Below are 18,258 nucleotides of genomic sequence, written 5' to 3' on the forward strand. Positions count from 1 at the left end.
TCTTTCAATTCGGGACAACGTCAATGAATGATGAACAACGTTATCAACAAGGTCTGAAAGTCCGTACAGAAGTACTGGGTGAAAAACATGTCGGGCGTTCTTTAGAGAACCTGAATGACTTTAACCAAGATTTTCAGAATTTTATTAGTCGATTTGCTTGGGGGGAAGTGTGGTCACGTGACGGTTTACCACGCCATACCCGCAGTTTAGTCACCATTGCCATTTTATTGGCATTGGGGCGAGAAGATGAACTTAGGATGCATTTACGTGCTTGTTTTAACAACGGCGTGACTAAAGATGAACTTAAAGAACTGATTTTACATAGTTCATTGTATGCAGGCTTACCCGCTGCAAATGCTGCAATGCACTTGGCTGAAGACGTCTTTAAAGAAATTGGAATCGAAGTGCAACCCGTTTCGGCACAACCACAGGATTAAGGAGATAGGCATGTTAAATCATACATTAGGTGCGTATCCGCAACGTAATACAGATGATCACCCACCAGCATATACACCGGGTTATAAAACCAGTGTATTACGCTCACCAAAAAATGCGTTGATCTCGATCAATGAAACTTTGACAGAAGTCACTTCACCGCATTTTTCACCGAATCTTTTTGGTCCTAAAGACAATGATTTGATTTTGAATTATGCCAAAGAGGGTTTACCTGTAGGTGAGCGAATTATTGTGCATGGTTATGTGCGTGATCAGTTTGGTCGCCCTGTTAAAAATGCCTTATTAGAAGTATGGCAGGCCAATGCTTCAGGTCGTTATCGTCATCCGAACGATAAGTTTATTGGAGCGATGGATCCAAATTTTGGTGGCTGTGGTCGTACATTAACGGATGAAAATGGTTTCTATATTTTCCGTACCATTAAACCAGGTCCTTATCCGTGGCGTAACCGTATCAATGAATGGCGTCCAGCGCATATTCATTTCTCATTAATTGCGGATGGCTGGGCGCAACGTTTAATTTCGCAGTTCTATTTTGAAGGCGATACATTGATTGACTCTTGTCCAATTTTGAAAACGATCCCATCTGAAGATCAACGTCGTGCCTTAATTGCGTTGGAAGACAAAAACAATTTCATTGAATCAGATAGCCGTTGTTACCGCTTTGATATTCATCTTCGTGGTCGTCGTGCGACTTATTTTGAAAATGATTTGACTTAATGGAGTAACACAATGAACGCGTGGAATTTTCAGGAATTGAAAGAAACCCCATCACAAACAGGTGGTCCTTATGTACATATTGGTTTGTTACCACAGCAAGCCAATATCGAAGTGTTTGAACACAATTTTAACAATCAGTTGGTGAGTGAAAAAACGCAAGGTCAGCGTATTCGTCTTGAAGGACAAGTATTTGACGGACTAGGTTTGCCATTAAGAGACGTGTTGTTGGAAATTTGGCAAGCCGATGCCAATGGTGTTTACCCAAGTCAAGCCGATACGCAAGGCAAGGCCGTTGATCCAAGCTTTTTAGGTTGGGGACGCACGGGTGCAAACTTTGAAACAGGTTTCTGGAGTTTCAACACCATTAAACCGGGTGCAGTAGCAGGTCGTAAAGGCACAACACAAGCGCCGCATATTGCGGTCATTGTATTTGCGCGTGGTATCAATCTCGGTTTGCATACTCGTATTTACTTTGATGATGAAGTTGAAGCGAATGCCAATGATCCGATTCTAAACAGCATTGAGTGGGCGACTCGTCGTCAAACCTTAATTGCAAAACGCACAGAAGTGGATGGTGAAGTGGTGTATCGCTTTGACATTCGTATTCAAGGCGAAGATGAAACTGTGTTTTTTGATATTTAAAGTTTTTAAATTTTAAGTGAATAACCAATGATTGCTTGCTCTTGGGAAAGACAGGCAATCCATTAAGGACGATGATGATGAAAATGAAAACACTGGCAGCATTAACACTGCTTATAAGCCCTTTATTTACGGTTCAAATGGTACAGGCACAAGAAAATGTTCATAGCCCAGTTCAATTGGCTGAGCTTGCTAAGTCACCAGTTAAAACGATTGTACCGATTACTGCAAAAACTAAAGAACAAGCAATTGCTCAAGCTAAAGTGATTGCAGCCAATCAAGATGCAGATCTAGCAGAATTTCGTATTGATCTGCTCGATTTTGCTGCTGATACCAAACAGGTAATTGCTTTAGGACACGAATTAAAAAAGGTATTAGGTAATAAACCAGTAATCGCGACCATTCGTACCCATAACGAAGGTGGTCAACTCACTATTAGCGATGCTGATTATGGCAAGACCTATCAAGCCTATTTAAAACAGCCTTTTATGGACATGCTGGATATTGAAATGTTCCGTGATCAGCAGGTGGTCAAAAATACAGTTCAATTGGCACATGATAAAAAAGTGCTGGTCGTGATGTCGAATCATGATTTTAAGAAAACGCCAAGCAAAGATGAGATCGTTAAACGTTTATTGAAACAAGATGAACTTGGTGCGGATATTTTAAAAATTGCAGTGATGCCGCAAAACAAACAAGATGTTTTTACCTTGATGAATGCCACTTTAAAAGTTAGTCAACTTTCAAATAAACCATTGCTGACGATGTCGATGGGCAAACTCGGCACCATTTCAAGAATTGCGACAGCCAATATGGGGGGGGAGTTTTAGCTTCGGCATGATTGGTGAAGCATCAGCACCCGGTCAAATTGATGTGACCCAACTGAAACAGTTGTTAAAAACAGTTCAGCCAACAGAATAATTGAAAAGGATTTTTACAATGAACGTTATTTCTTTACGTTTAAGCACGCTTGCAATCGGTTTAGCAGTATCTGGTATGGCAGCAGCTGAAACCTACATCGTAGACCGTTATCAGGACGATACTGAAAAAGGTTCACTGCGTTGGGCGATTGAACAAGCCAATAGCAAGCCGACAGAAACCAGTGAAATTTTGATTCAAGCAGTTGGTCAAGCACCGTATGCAATCAAGGTAAATAGCCCACTTCCTGAAATTAAAGCACCTGTCAAAATCATTGGTACACAATGGGCAAAAACAGGCGAGCATATTGTCATTGATGGTTCAAACTATATTAAAGGTCGTGGCGTTGAAGCGTGTCCCGGCGCTGTAGAAGGGCAGTTTGGAACCAATGTACGTACAACCACTTTACCGGGAATTGTGCTGCGTGACATCAATGGTGTGACCATCCAAGGTTTAGAAATCCGTCACTTCTGTATTGGTATTTTGATGAATCGTGCCAGCAACAACCTGATTCAACACAACCGTATTATGCACAACTATGGTGGTGCAGGGGTGATGCTGACAGGTGATGATGGAAAAGGCAATCCGACTGCAACCACTACCAATAACAACAAAGTTCTCAATAACTATTTCCAAGATAATGGTGATGGCTTAGAGCTAACACGTGGTGCTGCATTTAATTTAGTTGCGAATAACCATTTTATTTCAACTTCAGCAAATCCAGAGCCATCTCAAGGAATTGAAATTCTTTGGGGCAATGACAATGCGGTTGTGGGGAATAAATTTGAAAATTATTCGGATGGTTTACAGATTAATTGGGGCAAACGTAACTATATCGCCTATAACGAACTGACCAATAACTCATTAGGATTTAACCTAACGGGTGATGGTAATATTTTAGATAGCAACAAAATTCATGGTAATCGTATTGGAATTGCGATTCGCTCTGAAAAAGATGCCAATGCACGTATTACATTAACAAAAAATCAAATTTGGAATAATTCAAAGGATATTAAACGCTGTGAAGCAGGCGGAAGCTGTGAATCAAACCAACGTTTAGGTGCAATCACTTTTGATATTCCGGGCTTAGAGCATGCACATTTTGTTGGTTCTCGTGGGCATGGTGTCAAGATTGATCCTGAAAACTTACAAAAAACTTGTCAGCAACCAAATCAACAAGGCTGTAATCCACAACCGAACCAAGCCATTCAAGCACCAAAACTTACACTCTCAAAAGGGCAGCTTGTTGTTGAGGTAAAAGGACAACCAAATCAGCGTTATCAAGTCGAATTTTTTGGAAACTCGATAGCAAGTGCAAATGAAGCCGAGTTCTATTTAGGTTCAGTGATTGCTGTTACCAATACTCAAGGTGTAGCAACAGTTTCATGGAAACCAACTGCTCAAGTTGCCTCCATAACCGCCAATGTGACGGATCATTTAGGCGCCACCTCTGAACTGAGTTCAGCCGTGCGAGTCAAATAACAATAAAAGTAGCACCTTTCCTGAGGTGCTACTTAGATTAGAAAGACAAGGAATTTATCGATGAAACAGCATTTGTTTTTATTTAAAACGACGTTATTGACATTTTCAATTTTATCTGTACAGCATGCTTTAGCAGATCAACCATGGTCACAAGATCGTCAATGGTTATTAGGTGATTGGAATGGACAACGCCAACAACTAGAAAAAGAGGGTTATAAATTTACCGCATCGATTATGAGTCAATCAGCAACCAATTTGGATGGTGGCTACAATGATGACAATGCCTTTAAAAATGCAGCGCAATTATCTTTAGGTGCAAATTTTGACTTAGAAAAAATTGCAGGGTGGAAAGACACGACCGCCAATATCTTGATCACTAAACGAGATGGTAATGCCTTAACTTTAGATCGTATTAAAGATCCACGTTCAAGTGCTTTGGGAAATAGCCAAGAAATATATGGACGTGGCAAAATCTGGCGTTTATCACAAGCATGGATTAAAACTGGTTTTGCGGATAATTCAGTCCAATTCAAAATCGGTCGTATGGGCATGTCTGAAGACTTTAATGGCTCTCAATGTGAATTCCAAAATTTATTACTATGCGGTAGTCAACTTGGTAAATCGATTGGCTCGATTTGGTACAACTTACCTGTAGGTCTATGGGGTGCCAATGTCAAATATCAATTTGCACCTGAGTGGACGCTCGGTGTAGGTGTTTATGAAGTTAATCCTGATAACGTTAAAACCGATAAAAACAGTGATGGGTTTAACTTGGATATGGACAATGTTAAAGGTGCAACTATTCCTGTTGAACTGGTTTGGAAACCTCAATGGACTGTGTTCAATGGTTTGCCCGGTGAATACAAAATTGGGGCACTTTATTCAACTGCTGAAGCGAATGACATCGCGATTGCAGATAAAGTCCACGATAGCAAACACAGTTTCTGGCTCAATGCACAACAACAGCTGATACAAAAAGGTGATGATCCAAAGCGTGGTTTATATGCCAGTGTTAATGTCGTGGTAAACGATAAAGAAACAACAGCAGTTCGAAGTACGCAACAATTTGCACTTTGGTACAAAGGACCATTTGAGAGTCGTCCAAATGATTCAATTGGTTTGGGTATTGCAAACTATCTAGTTAATGATCGTTATAAAGATCGTCAAATCGATATCAATCATAGTCGTGGTTACGACCAATATGATGCATTCGCAGCAGATTATGTTCCTGTTCAACGAGATGAGCTCAATGTTGAATTGAACTATAGCTATCAATGGTCACCAGCTGTCATGTTACGACCAAATCTACAATATATCCATCAGCCTGCTGGTGTGAAAGAGGTGGATGATGCTTGGGTTGCTGGATTGAGCATGCGAGTGAATTTCTAATTTAGGAGTATGACCCATGTCAGAGTCTACCAATAGCCATACCATATTAAAGATATGGTGTTTTATTTTAGGTCTCGCCTTATTGCTTACAGGGCTATTTTTCACCATTGGTGGTGGAAAGCTGATTGCTCTCGGCGGTTCATGGTATTTCATGATTGCAGGTCTATTCACCCTAGCATCTGCGATTTTTATTTTTAAGAAAAAAGCCCTCGGTGTTTGGTTATTTAGTCTTGTTTTTGTCGGCACGATTATTTGGTCATTAATTGATGCAGGTTGGGAGTTTTGGCCGTTATTTTCACGTCTAATGTTCCCAGCAGGTTTGTTTGCAGCTCTCATGCTGACTTTACCTGCGATACGTCGTTATCAGTTTCAACCGACATCAGCTACGCCAGCTTATGCAGTGGGTGGTTTGACTGTATTGGGTATGATCTTTGGTTTTTATCAAATGTTTCAGCCGCATCCAACGGTTACTGCATCTGGACAGCAATTACCGTTGGTGCCTGTTCAAACAGATATGAAGCAAACCAATTGGCAACATTATGGTCAAGATCAAGGTGGTAGCCGTTTCGCAGCTTTAGATCAAATTACCCGTGACAATGTCCATCAGTTAAAAGAAGCATGGCGCTTTCGTACAGGTGATTTTACAACGGGTTCGGGCAATGGTGCAGAAGATCAAATGACACCATTGCAAGTTGGAAATAAAGTCTTTTTATGTACACCACATAACAATATTTTTGCTTTAGAAGCAGATTCTGGTAAACAAATCTGGAAGGCAGAGGTTAACTCTAAAGCTGATGCTTGGGAGCGTTGTCGTGGAGTTGCTTATTTTGATACAACCCAGCCATTACAACAGCCAACTCTAGCAGGGGCCACACCAGTAAAAGCAGTTGCAAATAATACCGCATGTTTACGTCGAGTTTATACCAACACACCAGATGGGCGTTTAATCGCTGTCAATGCGGATACGGGAGAGCGTTGTAAAGATTTTGGTGTGAATGGAACGGTTGATTTGCACAAAGGTCTAGGTGAGGGCACCAAAGCACCGCGTTTCCAAGTCACTTCAGCTCCAACAGTGGCAGGATCAGTCTTAGTTATAGGTAGTCGTATTGCTGATAACTTTGCAGCAGACATGCCGGGTGGGGTAATCCGTGCATACGATGTCATTACAGGTGAATTGCGTTGGGTATTTGATCCACGTAATCCTGATCCAAATTATATGCTCAAAGAAGGCGAAATATATAAGCGGAGTTCTGCTAACGCATGGGCTGCATTATCTTATGATCCTGAGATGAATACCGTATTTTTGCCAATGGGTAGCTCATCTGTTGATGTCTGGGGCGGGAATCGTCAACCACTCGATCATAAATACAACTCATCTGTATTGGCTTTAGATGCAACCACGGGTAAAGAAAAATGGGTTTATCAAACCGTACATAATGATTTATGGGATTTTGATTTACCGATGCAACCGAGTCTTGTTGACTTCCCTATGAAGGACGGAACCAATCAGCCTGCGGTGGTGATTGGAACAAAATCAGGTCAGTTCTTTGTTCTTGATCGATTAACAGGAAAACCTTTAACAAAAGTGATTGAGCAACCTGTTAAACCCGCCAATATTCCTGATGAACAATATAGTGCAACGCAACCGCGCTCAGTAGAGATGCCACAAATCGGCAATCAAACTTTGACTGAGTCAGATATGTGGGGTGCAACGCCATTTGATCAATTGATGTGTCGTATTAGCTTTAAATCTATGCGTTACGAAGGTTTATATACAGCACCAGGAACAGATATTTCACTTAGCTTCCCAGGTTCTTTAGGTGGGATGAATTGGGGAAGTATCGCGTTTGATCCAAGTCATCAATACATGTTTGTGAATGATATGCGTCTGGGTTTATGGATTCAGTTGATTAAACAAACACCTGAAGATTTGGCACTTGAAGCAAGTGGTGGAGAGAAAGTCAACACTGGAATGGGCGCCGTTCCAATGAAAGGGACACCTTATAAAGTAAATAAAGATCGTTTCTGGTCTAAATTCAATATCCCATGCCAAAAACCACCGTACGGTACAATGACAGCCATTGATATGCGGACACGTCAAATTGCTTGGCAAGTACCCATGGGAACAGTCGAAGATACAGGACCTATGGGCATCAAAATGGGGCTTAAAGCACCAATTGGAATGCCAACGATTGGGGGGCCAATGGCAACCCAAGGTGGTTTAGTATTCTTTGCTGCGACTCAAGACTATTATTTACGTGCGCTTGATTCATCAACAGGGAAAGAGTTATGGAAATCTCGTTTACCAGTCGGTAGCCAAGGTACGCCGATTAGTTATGTTTCACCTAAAAATGGTAAACAGTATGTGATGATCACAGCAGGCGGTGCACGACAATCTCCTGATCATGGTGATTATGTGATTGCATATAGCCTAGATTAAGTTCAATTCAATCTTTAAAAAGCTGCAATAGGTTAACTGTTGCAGCTTTTTTTATTTTACGATTCAAACATTATATTCTTAAATTGGCACATTCATTGCTTAATATAAATAGATCTGGTCTGACCAGTCTGACATTGGTGCAAGTTGGAGCAAACATGGATTTGGAACAATTCAATTCATTAAATAATGAGCAGGTATTTGAAGCATTAAAATCATGCGTTCATATTCAATCATGGATTCAGAGCATTATTCAGCAACGGCCTTTTGGTTCAGTTGATGAGTTATATCAAACGGCTGCTTTACAGGCTCAAACATGGCAATGGTCAGAAATATCAGAAGCGCTTGCACAACATCCACGAATTGGTGAAAAAAAAGCTGCCATGACTTTATCGGAAAGAGAGCAGCAGTTTTCACAAAAAGAACAGGCTCAGCTTGGTGCAGATCAAGAGATTCAACAAGCACTGTATCAGGGCAATTTAGCTTATGAACACAAATTTGGTCATATTTTTTTAATCCGTGCTGCAGGGCGTTCAGGAGCTGAAATGCTCGCAGAACTTAATCGACGTTTAGAAAACTCAGTTGAGTTGGAGCAGTTCGAAGTCAAACAACAACTCAGTGAAATCACGTTAATTCGTTTAAAGCAGGAGATTCAATAATGGCGGGTATAAGTACACACATCCTAAATGCTTCATTGGGTAAACCTGCTGCGGGGGTTTTCGTTGAATTATTTAAGCAAACTTCCCAAGGTGATGTATCGGTGGATAAACAATTAACCGATGCGGATGGTCGTATTAAAGCATTCGCTATTGATTCATTTACACCAGGTAATTATCAGCTCATTTTCAACATTGCCGATTACTTTCAATCTATGGAGGTTGAAAGCTTTTATCCGAGAGTATGTATCGATTTTAAGGTAAGCGAAATTCAACAACATTATCACGTGCCTTTATTGATCAGCCCATTTTCTTATTCCACCTATCGCGGTAGTTAATGACTCGCGATGTAGAAAGTATAAATTTTTATTGAGGAAAGGCCACCATGCACAACGATAAAATGCACAGTGAACCTCGTGCAACCGTTTCAGCGGAACATCAATATTTAGGAATGAATAAAAACATCATTTATGGACTGCAACATGTGCTGACGATGTATGGTGGAATTATTGCACCACCCATCATTATTGGCGCTGCCGCAGGTTTAGAAGCCTCGGAAATAGGTTTGTTGGTTGCCGCTGCGCTCTTTGTCGGAGGCATTGCAACAATGTTACAAACCTTGGGCTTTAAGCATTTCGGTGCAAAACTGCCGATTGTTCAAGGAGTCTCTTTTGCAGGTGTTGCAACAATTTTGGCAATTGTCACCACAGGTGGAGGATTAGCTTCAGCATTTGGCGCAGTCATTGTTGCATCATTGATTGGTTTATTACTCGCACCATTCTTTTCAAAAATTATTCGTTTTTTCCCTCCAGTGGTGACTGGCTGTGTAATTACAATGATTGGTATTTCTTTACTGCCCGTTGCGATTCGTTGGATGATGGGTGGCAATCCAAAAGCCGAAAATTGGGGCGATCCAGCAAATATTGGTTTAGCTGCGATGACTTTAGCGATTGTCATTATTTTCAGTATGTTAAAAAGTCAGTTAATGCGTCGTCTGGCGATTTTAATGGCGATTGTATTAGGTACGATTATCGCTTCATTGGCTGGTTTTGCAGATTTTTCCAAAGTTGCTAGCGGTTCAGTGTTCGCTTTTCCTCACATCTTCCATTTCGGCATGCCAGTATTTGAATTTACTGCCATTCTTTCTATGGTGATCGTAACTTTAGTCATTATGACTGAAACTACAGCAGACATTATTGCAATTGGTGAAATTGTTGGAAGCAAAGTTGATTCTAAACGAATTGGAGACGGTCTACGCGCTGATATGTTATCTAGTGCAGTTGCCCCAATTTTTGGTTCGTTTATGCAAACCGCATTTGCACAAAATGTGGGGTTAGTTGCAATTACAGGGATTAAAAGCCGTTTTGTGGTGGCAACCGCTGGTGGGATTCTTGTGGTACTTGGACTATTACCAATCGTTGGGCGTTTAGTCGCTGCTATTCCAATGCCAGTATTAGGTGGGGCAGGTATTGTATTGTTTGGCACCGTGGCTGCAAGTGGCATCCGTACATTGGCAAAAGTAGATTATAACGATCATAAAAATCTGATTATTGTCGCAACCTCATTGGCAATCGGTATGATTCCAATTGCAAACCATGAATTTTATGCTCAATTTCCCAAATGGGTAGGTACGTTATTACATTCTGGAATTAGCTCAGCATGTATCACTGCCATTTTGCTCAATATTTTATTTAATCATTTACCTTTCACCAAGAAGTCTGTGGAAACAACCACATTACCTGTTAATTCTGGCCACTCATAATCGTATTGAGGTGGCTTGATTTTCCAAATCCACCATACGTTTTAAACATCAACCATTAAAAAATTACTTATTCATTTTCGAATAGGTCTAGGGGAGCTTTTGATTTGAAAAAATCAAAGGTTGGGGCTTTGACAACTTAAAAATGAATTGAGTTGATTTTTAAATGAATCTTTAGGGGAACATTATGAAGAATTTTACTTTGAAATCTGTAACTCTGCTCATCGCAATGGGGAGCATGAATCAGGTTTGGGCAGCAGATACGAGCTTAAATGGGCTGTTTAATTTAGGGCAGGACTGTAAAGTGCAAGATAATTCAGTTAAATCCATACAGGAAATGCTGACTTGTGGAGCGATACATGGTGCAGTTAAAACAGCTTATTATTCTTTGAATAATGGTTATTTTGTCAATAATCTTAATCAAGATACAGTTGCTATTGGAGGTTATATTAAATATGAAACAGCGCCATTTTACGGCGTACAAGCAGCCATTGGCTATGATCTGCAACGTCGTTTAGATGAAAAAAATAAAAATGATGAAGTATTTGAGTTAAAAGAAGATCGTGATGGTTTAGCAGAAGCCTATGTGACTTGGAAAAATGATTTCGCACGAGTGACAATCGGTAATCAGCGTCTTAATTTACCATTTATGGGGGATTATGCAGATCGGCGTATTTTAATGGCTTTGTATCAAGCTGCGGATCTCCAAGTGGGAAATAACACTGACTTTATACGCTTAACCAAAGTCAATAAATTTAAAAGTTATGCTGATGATGAATTTAGCAAAACCACACGTCAAAATCCTAATACTCAATCAGATGGTGTGTGGTCAGTTGGTGCTGGTAAGAGTTTTGATATCGCCGAAGATAAGAAGCTTAAAGCCCAATTTTGGTATCAAGACTATGATGATTACACGCGTTTGATTTATACCCAAGCAGATTTGTCTTTGCCAAAATTGAATTATTCGCCAGAGTTTTCTATGCAATATATTTCGGGTAAAGATCAAGGTAAAGCTTTAGCTGGAGAGGTAGATAGCCAAATTTTTGGGGTTCAGGCGGCGTTTAAAGTTTTGCCAAAAGCAACTTTGAAAGTGGCCTATAACTATATCAAACCAGATAGCGAAAGTTATCTAAATGGTGCTTTATTAACGCCATACGCTACTAAAACTTCTTCAGGTGAAATTTTCGCACAACCATTTTTTACCAGTACTCAGGATCTAGGTGCAGGGAATGCTTTTATGACGTCCTTGGAAGGAAAGCTCACAGATCAAGTGATTGCGGGTGCTCGATATTCTTTTATGGATTTGAAAGAGGCCGATCATGTTGCGAGTCGTAATCAGTCTGAGTATATGGTTTTTGGAATTTATAATTTTACAGGCGCTTTAAAAGGATTTAGTGTGAGTAACTTCTTTGGTATCCAAACTTCACCACGTTATGAAAAAGACTTTTTACAAAATCGATTTACATTGAGCTATAAGTTTTAAAGTCTGCTTATCCCAATTGCCTATTTCAGCTTTGTGAAACCTGTTTTTTAATATGCTTTCCGTACTTAAAACTGATGTGTGCTTAAAAAACAGGAGGGTTTAACTTGGTAAACTATACATACTCATTAGGAGTTTACCATGAGCAAGAAACAGAAGACTTACACCGCAGAATTTAAAGCTGAAGCCATAAAAGCCATTGAAGAGAACCAAGGTAATGTATCGGAATCCGCTAGACAACTTGGCATTTCAATGCAAACCCTTTCGAACTGGAATAACAAAGCAAAGGCTGGAACTTTAGCAGGCACAAAACAGTATTCGCCCGATCTAAACGCCTTACTCGAAGAAAATAAGAAGCTTAAACAACAGCTCAAAACAGCTGAAATGGAACGTGAATTTTTAAAAAAGGCAGCAGCGTACTTTGCCAAAGAAAGTCAGTGAGGTACGCCTATATGAAATCGCAAAGCCACTTATTTCCGATTATTTTAATGGCTCGATTACTTCGTGTATCCGTTTCTCGCTTTTATGATTGGCTAAAGCGAGGCATGAGTAAAAGATCAATTCAGCGAAATCAGCAGACAATTTTGGTCAAAATAGCCCATGAAGAAACCAAACAAAGCTATGGCTATGTTCGATTAACCAAGCATTTACAAGCGCAAAGTATCAAAATAAGTATGTATGCTGTGCGCCAAATAAAAAAATCAAATCAGTTGTATTGTAAGCGCCATAAGCGTTTCAAAAGAACCACGGACAGTGATCACAACCGTTCTATTTATGACAATTTACTCAAGCAACAGTTTTCAATGACGAAGCCTAATCTTGCGTGGTCGAGTGACATTACCTACATTTGGACGGCTGAGGGCTGGTTGTACTTGGCAGCTGTCAAAGATCTTTACACGAAACAGGTTGTTGGCTATAGCTTAAATGAGCGCATGACAGCCAAGCTTGTTTGTGATGCATTGAATATGGCTATTCGCAATCAGAAACCTGCTAAAGATCTCATTGTACATTCAGACAGAGGCAGCCAATATTGCAGTAATGAATATCGAAACTTACTTGAGAAATTTGATTTTCAGGGTTCAATGAGCAAAAAAGGCGACTGCTTCGATAATGCACCGATAGAGAGTTTCTGGGGCATACTCAAAAATGAACTAGTCCATCATCGCAACTACAAAACAAGGGAAGAAGCCAAAGCGGATATTACAAAATATATAGAGTTATTTTATAATCAGCGAAGAATTCAAAAAGGCTTGGATTTTAAGACACCAAATCAAATGGCAGAAGACTTTTATCGGTTAGCTGCCTAGAATCTCCCAAGTGAAAGTCTCCTGCTAATTCAGCACACATCAAACAGCCAAGCGGGATCACCATATGTTTGATGAAACCTTCAATCCTGCTGAATTAGAAAGTTTTGGTTTTCGATAGCTTAACTTCGTATAAGGTGTACTAGCCCAAATTTGACCTGATAGGCACATGAAAAAATGGATAACTGTCAGATCGGGTTTGGGCTAGTAACAATTTAAATCAGGCTCGGATGTGCATCTAGAATGCGAATCAGGGTTGCTGCTGGCCCTGTTGGATAGCGTCTGCCTTGTTCCCAGTTCTGAAGTGTACGAGGGCTAATATGCAAACGTGCAGCAAATTCTGTTTGGCTCAAGCCTGTTTTCTCACGAACTTCTTTAATATCAGGAAGAGTCAGCTCGGTCACTCGACTTGCTTTAACTTCATTACGTTTAATAGCTCCTGCTTCTTTGATCGAAGCAACGAGGTCATCAAATAAGTTATTATCCATGAAATTGCTCCTTCACAAGTTGACATAGGATAGCGGTCTCTTTATCAGTTAGGTTTTCTTTAACAGATTTAGGGTAAGCCAATAGCATAAATATTTGATCATCTTTAGTGATCCAGTAATAAATTACTCGAATGCCACCACTTTTTCCTTTACTGCCTTGGGTACAACGTACTTTACGAATTCCACCACCATTTTTAATGAGATCTCCCTTATCTGGCTGAACCAAAAGTTCTTGTTGGAGTTCTCTATATTCATCATCAGAGATAAGCTCTTTGATTTGTTTGGTAAAAATACTGGTTTCAATAAATAGCATGGCGTAGGTACGTCAATGGCGTATTTTTTATTGTAGTGAATATCGTGAAAAAAAGCTAGTTACTAAGTTGGTAATGATCAATAGCTAAAGATTCTCATAAGCTATTTTATAAGGATTTGCCTGATTAAATTATTTAGATAAAAAAAGCCCCCATTGAAGGGGGGAGTTAAAACTTTATGTTATTAATCTAAAGGATTTCCTACAATATTGCTAATAATTCCTTGCATGATGTGCGAACCTTGTTCTGTATAGAGTGATTGATACCACTCTTCAGTCACTTTTTGATCTTTCATATGCGTTACATCACAACGCTTACGAGCACGTAATACCATTTCTTTGGTTCGGTCATTACGTTTGTTCTGGTATCTTTCTAGTGCATCACTTAGCCCAAAAGTATTTATTTGCAAAGCACGTGCCAAGTAAATAGCATCTTCCATTGCTTGGCAACCGCCTTGCCCAATGTCTGGGGTGGTACTGTGTGCTGCATCGCCAAGTAAAACGACACGACCTTTATAAAAATTCATAAAAGGTTCAATATCATGGATTTCAACGCGATTGGTTTTTTGCTCATCTAAACGATCAATCAGTTGATGTACAGGTGAACACCAATCTTTGAAATATTTTTTCAGCTCAGTTTTATATTGATCACGTTGATTGGGTAGACCTGCTTCTATAGGCACATCAAAAAAGAAATAGAAACGATTTTGTGCTATAGGCATAAGTGAGACACGTTTTCCTTCACCGACATAGGTTGTCCATTGTTGCGCTGGTGCAATTTTTTCGTCAATTTCAACCAGCCCATTCCAATTGACATAACCAGCATAACGTCGTTCAACTTGATGGCCGAGTACAAACTTGCGTGTGATGGAGTGAGTGCCATCTGCACCAATCAATAGATCTGCTTTTATCTGGGAACCATTGGCAAAACGAATGCTGACATATTCAGACTGATTTTCAATCTCGGTCATTCTCATGCCTAGCTTAATATTTTCTAAGCCAAATGTTTGCATGAGCAGGCGTTGTAAATCTGCACGTGCAACAGGGTAGGCACGTTGTCCAACTTCTTTGTATAAAGGAGTTAAACTAAATTGAGTCATGGTTTGACAAGTGAGACCATCGATATAGGAAAGAGACTCCATTTCTCCGCCTAAAGCTTGAATTTGATCAGTCAAACCAAGGTAATTTAGACATTTTACGCCGTTCGACCATAGTGATATTGCTGCGCCTACCGGTAAAATTTCTGCTGCTTGTTCATAAATCGTGACCTGATGTCCAAATTTTTTTAAAGCGATACCAGCAGTTAAACCGCCCATACCTGCACCTACAATCGCAATATTCATTGTTCAGACCCTAGTATTCAAAATGATAAAATTTCTAATGAGTCTTAAGCGAGAATTGTGCCAATTTTATTTGGTGGTTTAACAGGTCATACCAGTTATTTTGCGCTATGAAGAAGCGGAAATAGGATGGGTGTTTCGATGTGGTTCACAGTTTGAGTTAAAGTGGTGCATGGGTATTTTATCAAGACTCATGACGAGAAAAATAAACACCAGCACGTTGAGCAGCGCCAATAATATGTGCCTGCATTGCCTTTTCAGCCGCTAAAGCATCTTGTTTAAAGAGTGCTTGTAAAATCGCATCATGTTCTTTAATGGTTTTAAATGCTAAATTTGGTTGAACAAAAGGAAGAATCTGACTTTTCTTAATCCATTCGTTATGCATTTTAAGTGTTTGAATGATCGACTGATTATGACTTAAATCAATGATATGTTGATGAAATGCATAATCAAATTCAGAAGCAGCTTGCCAATTTTGTTGCAAAATTGCATTTGAGAGCGCTTCATAGTGTTGTTTTAAAATTAATTTATCTTGTTCAGTTAGATATTCACATGCCAGCAGGGCGCAAAACCCTTCAAGTACGTAGCGTAATTGATAAAAATCTTTTAAAGAAATGCGATGTTCACCTTCCCATTGTTCTGCTGCTTTACTGTGTTGTGAGATGACATACACCCCTTTACCAGCCTTGATTTCTAATAGACCTAAAGCGGCAAGGCGGGTCAAAGCTTCACGCAGAGAAGCGCGGCTAATTCCTAATTGCGTGGCAAGATCACGTTGAGAGGGTAATGCAGAACCAATTGCATAAGTACCTTCCTGAATGCGTTGATGAATGACTTCCACTGCTTGCTCAGTCACTTGAGATGATTTTCCATTGAGCATTGCTTGTGGACTCATAAACATCGTTTCCTAAAAATAAAATGAACAATTTGATTCTACACAAAATTTATAAATTTAAATTGCTTCAAAGCTAAAATTAGATAATTATTTATAACAGGTCAGACCAGTTGGACTGGATTTTGCATAGAATGAACCATATGAAAATGTTTTGTAGGATTGATTAATGACGGTGCATATTGCCAAAGTAGTCGCTTTGCCAGATAACTTACAGGGTTTAACCAATTTAGCTGATGCGCGCATTGGCGCGAGCATTGTGTCTTGCTCTGATGAGTTTTTTGCAAGTGCGGAAAGAATGTTACAACCAGAACCTGCAAAATTCATCGAAGGCAAGTTCGATGATCATGGGAAATGGATGGATGGATGGGAAACACGTCGTAAGCGTGAAGCAGGATACGATTGGTGTATTGTGCGTTTGGGTGTAACTGGAAAAGTTTCAGGTTTTGATCTCGATACTTCTTTTTTCACAGGGAATTATCCTGCTTCTGCATCGATTGAAGGGTGTTATGCACCTGATGATCAACTGGAAAATATCACTTGGATTCCATTGTTAGAAAACTCGGTTTTGTCTCCAGATCATCATCATTTTTTTAGTTGTGAAGTACATAAAATCAGCCACATTCGACTTAATATTTTCCCTGATGGCGGTGTTGCTCGTTTACGTGTTTATGGCAATGTTGTACTGGAAAATATAGATTCAACCCAACAAATTGATCTGATTGGTTTGAAAAATGGAGGGCGTATTGTTGCATTTAGTGATGCGCACTATGGGCATCCGAATAATTTACTCAGCCCAGATCGTGGCATCAATATGGGCGATGGTTGGGAAACCAAGCGTCGTCGTGAACCTGGTTTTGACTGGTGCGTTATTGCCTTAGGTCAAGCGGGGCACGTAGAAAAAATAGAAATTGATACAGCACATTTTAAGGGTAATTTTCCTGCTTTTTGTTCGATACAAGCTGCTTATGTTGAGGATGCAACAGATGCACAGTTGATTCCTCAGAGTATGTTTTGGTCTTACTTATTAGAACAGCAGCCTTTATCAATGGACGCGATTCACACATATATTGCAGAAGTTTTGCAGCATCAAAAAGTGAACTATATCCGTGTAAATATGATTCCTGATGGTGGGATCAGTCGAATTCGCTTATGGGGCAAAATCAAAGAATAAAATTGTTTCTTCAGTAATGCGCAGAGTCATATAAGTTTTGATAACAGATCATTTTTGTATTGGTATTTGCTTACTTTTGAAAGATCAAAAGTAACAAAAATCTTTCGTTAGTCTGATGGCACATCCTGAGCAAAACCAAAGTACTGCTTGGGTTGCAGCGCAAGACAGCCTAACGGGCGGCATCTATGCCGCCTAGCTTGATAGCAAATGTTCATTATGCATTGAATTAGAGAAGAACAATCTACGAAGTTTCGTTCTGCTAAAATAAAGTGAAGTTCAATATATGAGAAAAAACATCCAAATTCAGCCTTTAACTCAAGATAGTTTTTCCGCTTTTGGTGATGTGATTGAAAAAGAAAATCATGATTTTTTTTCGATTAACCAAGGTTTAACGCAGCGCTATCATGCATTATCAGTTGCTCAAATTACTGGTGATCACGTTACTGTGGGGATGAGTATTTTTCATAACTTATGTGCAACACAGATTCCGTTTAAAATAGATATGCTTGAACGTCATCCTTACGGCTCACAATCGTTCATTCCATTACAACAACAAAAATTTATCATTATTGTGGCTTTACCTTTGGATCACTCACAACCAGATGAACAGCAAATCTATGCCTTTCTAAGTAATGGTAAGCAGGGTATTACCTATCGCCAAGGGGTTTGGCATCATCCATTAATTACCTTAGAAGCTGAAAGTGATTTTTTAGTGGTGGATCGTATTGGTGGTGGACAAAATTGTGATGTGTATCATTTGGTTGAATCGAAGTGGGTTATTGAACGGAAACAGTCAGAGATTTTAAGTCTCTGACCG

Annotated in this window: 17 protein-coding genes and 1 pseudogene; 14 read left to right on the plus strand and 4 right to left on the minus strand. The window is 39.7% G+C overall.

Annotation, left to right across the window (positions count from 1 at the left end):
- The first annotated feature begins 23 nt into the window (after positions 1-23).
- The 12 genes and pseudogenes from pcaC (at position 24) to F927_RS05985 (ending at position 13,240) form a co-directional block, all read left to right on the plus strand.
- A complete protein-coding gene (gene pcaC / locus F927_RS05925) occupies positions 24-437 on the plus strand; it encodes a 4-carboxymuconolactone decarboxylase (protein ID WP_005082521.1) in 414 nt (137 codons plus the stop codon).
- Positions 438-447: 10 nt separating this feature from the next.
- A complete protein-coding gene (gene pcaH, locus F927_RS05930; RefSeq protein ID WP_005082522.1) occupies positions 448-1,173 on the plus strand; it encodes a protocatechuate 3,4-dioxygenase subunit beta in 726 nt (241 codons plus the stop codon).
- 12 nt (positions 1,174-1,185) lie between these two features.
- On the plus strand, positions 1,186-1,815 hold the full coding sequence (gene pcaG, locus F927_RS05935) for a protocatechuate 3,4-dioxygenase subunit alpha (protein WP_005082524.1): 630 nt from the start codon (positions 1,186-1,188) through the stop codon (positions 1,813-1,815).
- A gap of 83 nt (positions 1,816-1,898) precedes the next feature.
- A pseudogene (aroD, locus tag F927_RS05940) lies at positions 1,899-2,733 on the plus strand (type I 3-dehydroquinate dehydratase).
- Positions 2,734-2,751: 18 nt separating this feature from the next.
- On the plus strand, positions 2,752-4,212 hold the full coding sequence (locus F927_RS05945; protein WP_005082528.1) for a right-handed parallel beta-helix repeat-containing protein: 1,461 nt from the start codon (positions 2,752-2,754) through the stop codon (positions 4,210-4,212).
- A 60-nt stretch (positions 4,213-4,272) separates the two neighbouring features.
- Positions 4,273-5,601: a carbohydrate porin gene (locus F927_RS05950; protein WP_005082531.1), complete on the plus strand. Its 1,329-nt coding sequence runs from the start codon at positions 4,273-4,275 to the stop codon at positions 5,599-5,601.
- A gap of 16 nt (positions 5,602-5,617) precedes the next feature.
- Positions 5,618-8,041 (plus strand): glucose/quinate/shikimate family membrane-bound PQQ-dependent dehydrogenase, encoded by a 2,424-nt coding sequence (locus tag F927_RS05955; protein ID WP_005082532.1) that lies wholly within the window; start codon positions 5,618-5,620, stop codon positions 8,039-8,041.
- A 155-nt stretch (positions 8,042-8,196) separates the two neighbouring features.
- Positions 8,197-8,697, plus strand: coding sequence for a 2-oxo-4-hydroxy-4-carboxy-5-ureidoimidazoline decarboxylase (uraD, locus tag F927_RS05960; RefSeq protein ID WP_005082533.1), 501 nt, complete (start codon positions 8,197-8,199; stop codon positions 8,695-8,697).
- Complete coding sequence (gene uraH / locus F927_RS05965; RefSeq protein ID WP_005082534.1) at positions 8,697-9,032, plus strand: hydroxyisourate hydrolase; 336 nt, start codon at positions 8,697-8,699, stop codon at positions 9,030-9,032. The genes uraD and uraH overlap by 1 nt, the downstream gene beginning before the upstream one ends.
- Before the next feature lie 47 nt (positions 9,033-9,079).
- Positions 9,080-10,456: a nucleobase:cation symporter-2 family protein gene (locus F927_RS05970; RefSeq protein ID WP_005082535.1), complete on the plus strand. Its 1,377-nt coding sequence runs from the start codon at positions 9,080-9,082 to the stop codon at positions 10,454-10,456.
- 184 nt (positions 10,457-10,640) lie between these two features.
- Complete coding sequence (locus F927_RS05975) at positions 10,641-11,936, plus strand: OprD family outer membrane porin (RefSeq protein WP_005082536.1); 1,296 nt, start codon at positions 10,641-10,643, stop codon at positions 11,934-11,936.
- 138 nt (positions 11,937-12,074) lie between these two features.
- Positions 12,075-13,240 (plus strand): IS3 family transposase gene (locus tag F927_RS05985; protein ID WP_100223926.1). Its coding sequence is split into 2 segments (ribosomal slippage): positions 12,075-12,333 and positions 12,333-13,240, totalling 1,167 coding nucleotides; the frame shifts between segments, so codons are not numbered across the junction.
- Between the two features lie 212 nt (positions 13,241-13,452).
- Here the strand turns inward: F927_RS05985 and nadS are convergent.
- From nadS to F927_RS06005, 4 genes are all read right to left on the minus strand, one after another.
- Complete coding sequence (nadS, locus tag F927_RS05990; protein WP_005082538.1) at positions 13,453-13,725, minus strand: NadS family protein; 273 nt, start codon at positions 13,723-13,725, stop codon at positions 13,453-13,455.
- Positions 13,718-14,038, minus strand: coding sequence for a type II toxin-antitoxin system RelE/ParE family toxin (locus F927_RS05995; RefSeq protein WP_005082539.1), 321 nt, complete (start codon positions 14,036-14,038; stop codon positions 13,718-13,720). Before F927_RS05995 ends, nadS begins: the two co-directional genes overlap by 8 nt.
- A 182-nt stretch (positions 14,039-14,220) precedes the next feature.
- Positions 14,221-15,378, minus strand: a complete 1,158-nt coding sequence (hpxO, locus tag F927_RS06000) for an FAD-dependent urate hydroxylase HpxO (protein WP_005082541.1) — start codon at positions 15,376-15,378, stop codon at positions 14,221-14,223.
- 181 nt (positions 15,379-15,559) lie between these two features.
- The gene (locus tag F927_RS06005; protein ID WP_005082543.1) at positions 15,560-16,270 is read right to left on the minus strand and encodes a FadR/GntR family transcriptional regulator; all 711 of its coding nucleotides are present in this window, start codon (positions 16,268-16,270) and stop codon (positions 15,560-15,562) included.
- Positions 16,271-16,436: 166 nt separating this feature from the next.
- Here F927_RS06005 and alc point away from each other — a divergent pair, with 166 nt between their 5' ends.
- Positions 16,437-17,441: an allantoicase gene (gene alc / locus F927_RS06010; RefSeq protein WP_005082544.1), complete on the plus strand. Its 1,005-nt coding sequence runs from the start codon at positions 16,437-16,439 to the stop codon at positions 17,439-17,441.
- A 283-nt stretch (positions 17,442-17,724) separates the two neighbouring features.
- On the plus strand, positions 17,725-18,255 hold the full coding sequence (locus tag F927_RS06015) for an ureidoglycolate lyase (RefSeq protein WP_005082546.1): 531 nt from the start codon (positions 17,725-17,727) through the stop codon (positions 18,253-18,255).
- The last annotated feature ends 3 nt before the right edge of the window (positions 18,256-18,258 follow it).

Origin of the sequence: Acinetobacter haemolyticus CIP 64.3 = MTCC 9819 (assembly GCF_000369065.1) — a bacterium.
Classification (GTDB): Bacteria; Pseudomonadota; Gammaproteobacteria; order Pseudomonadales; family Moraxellaceae; genus Acinetobacter; species Acinetobacter haemolyticus.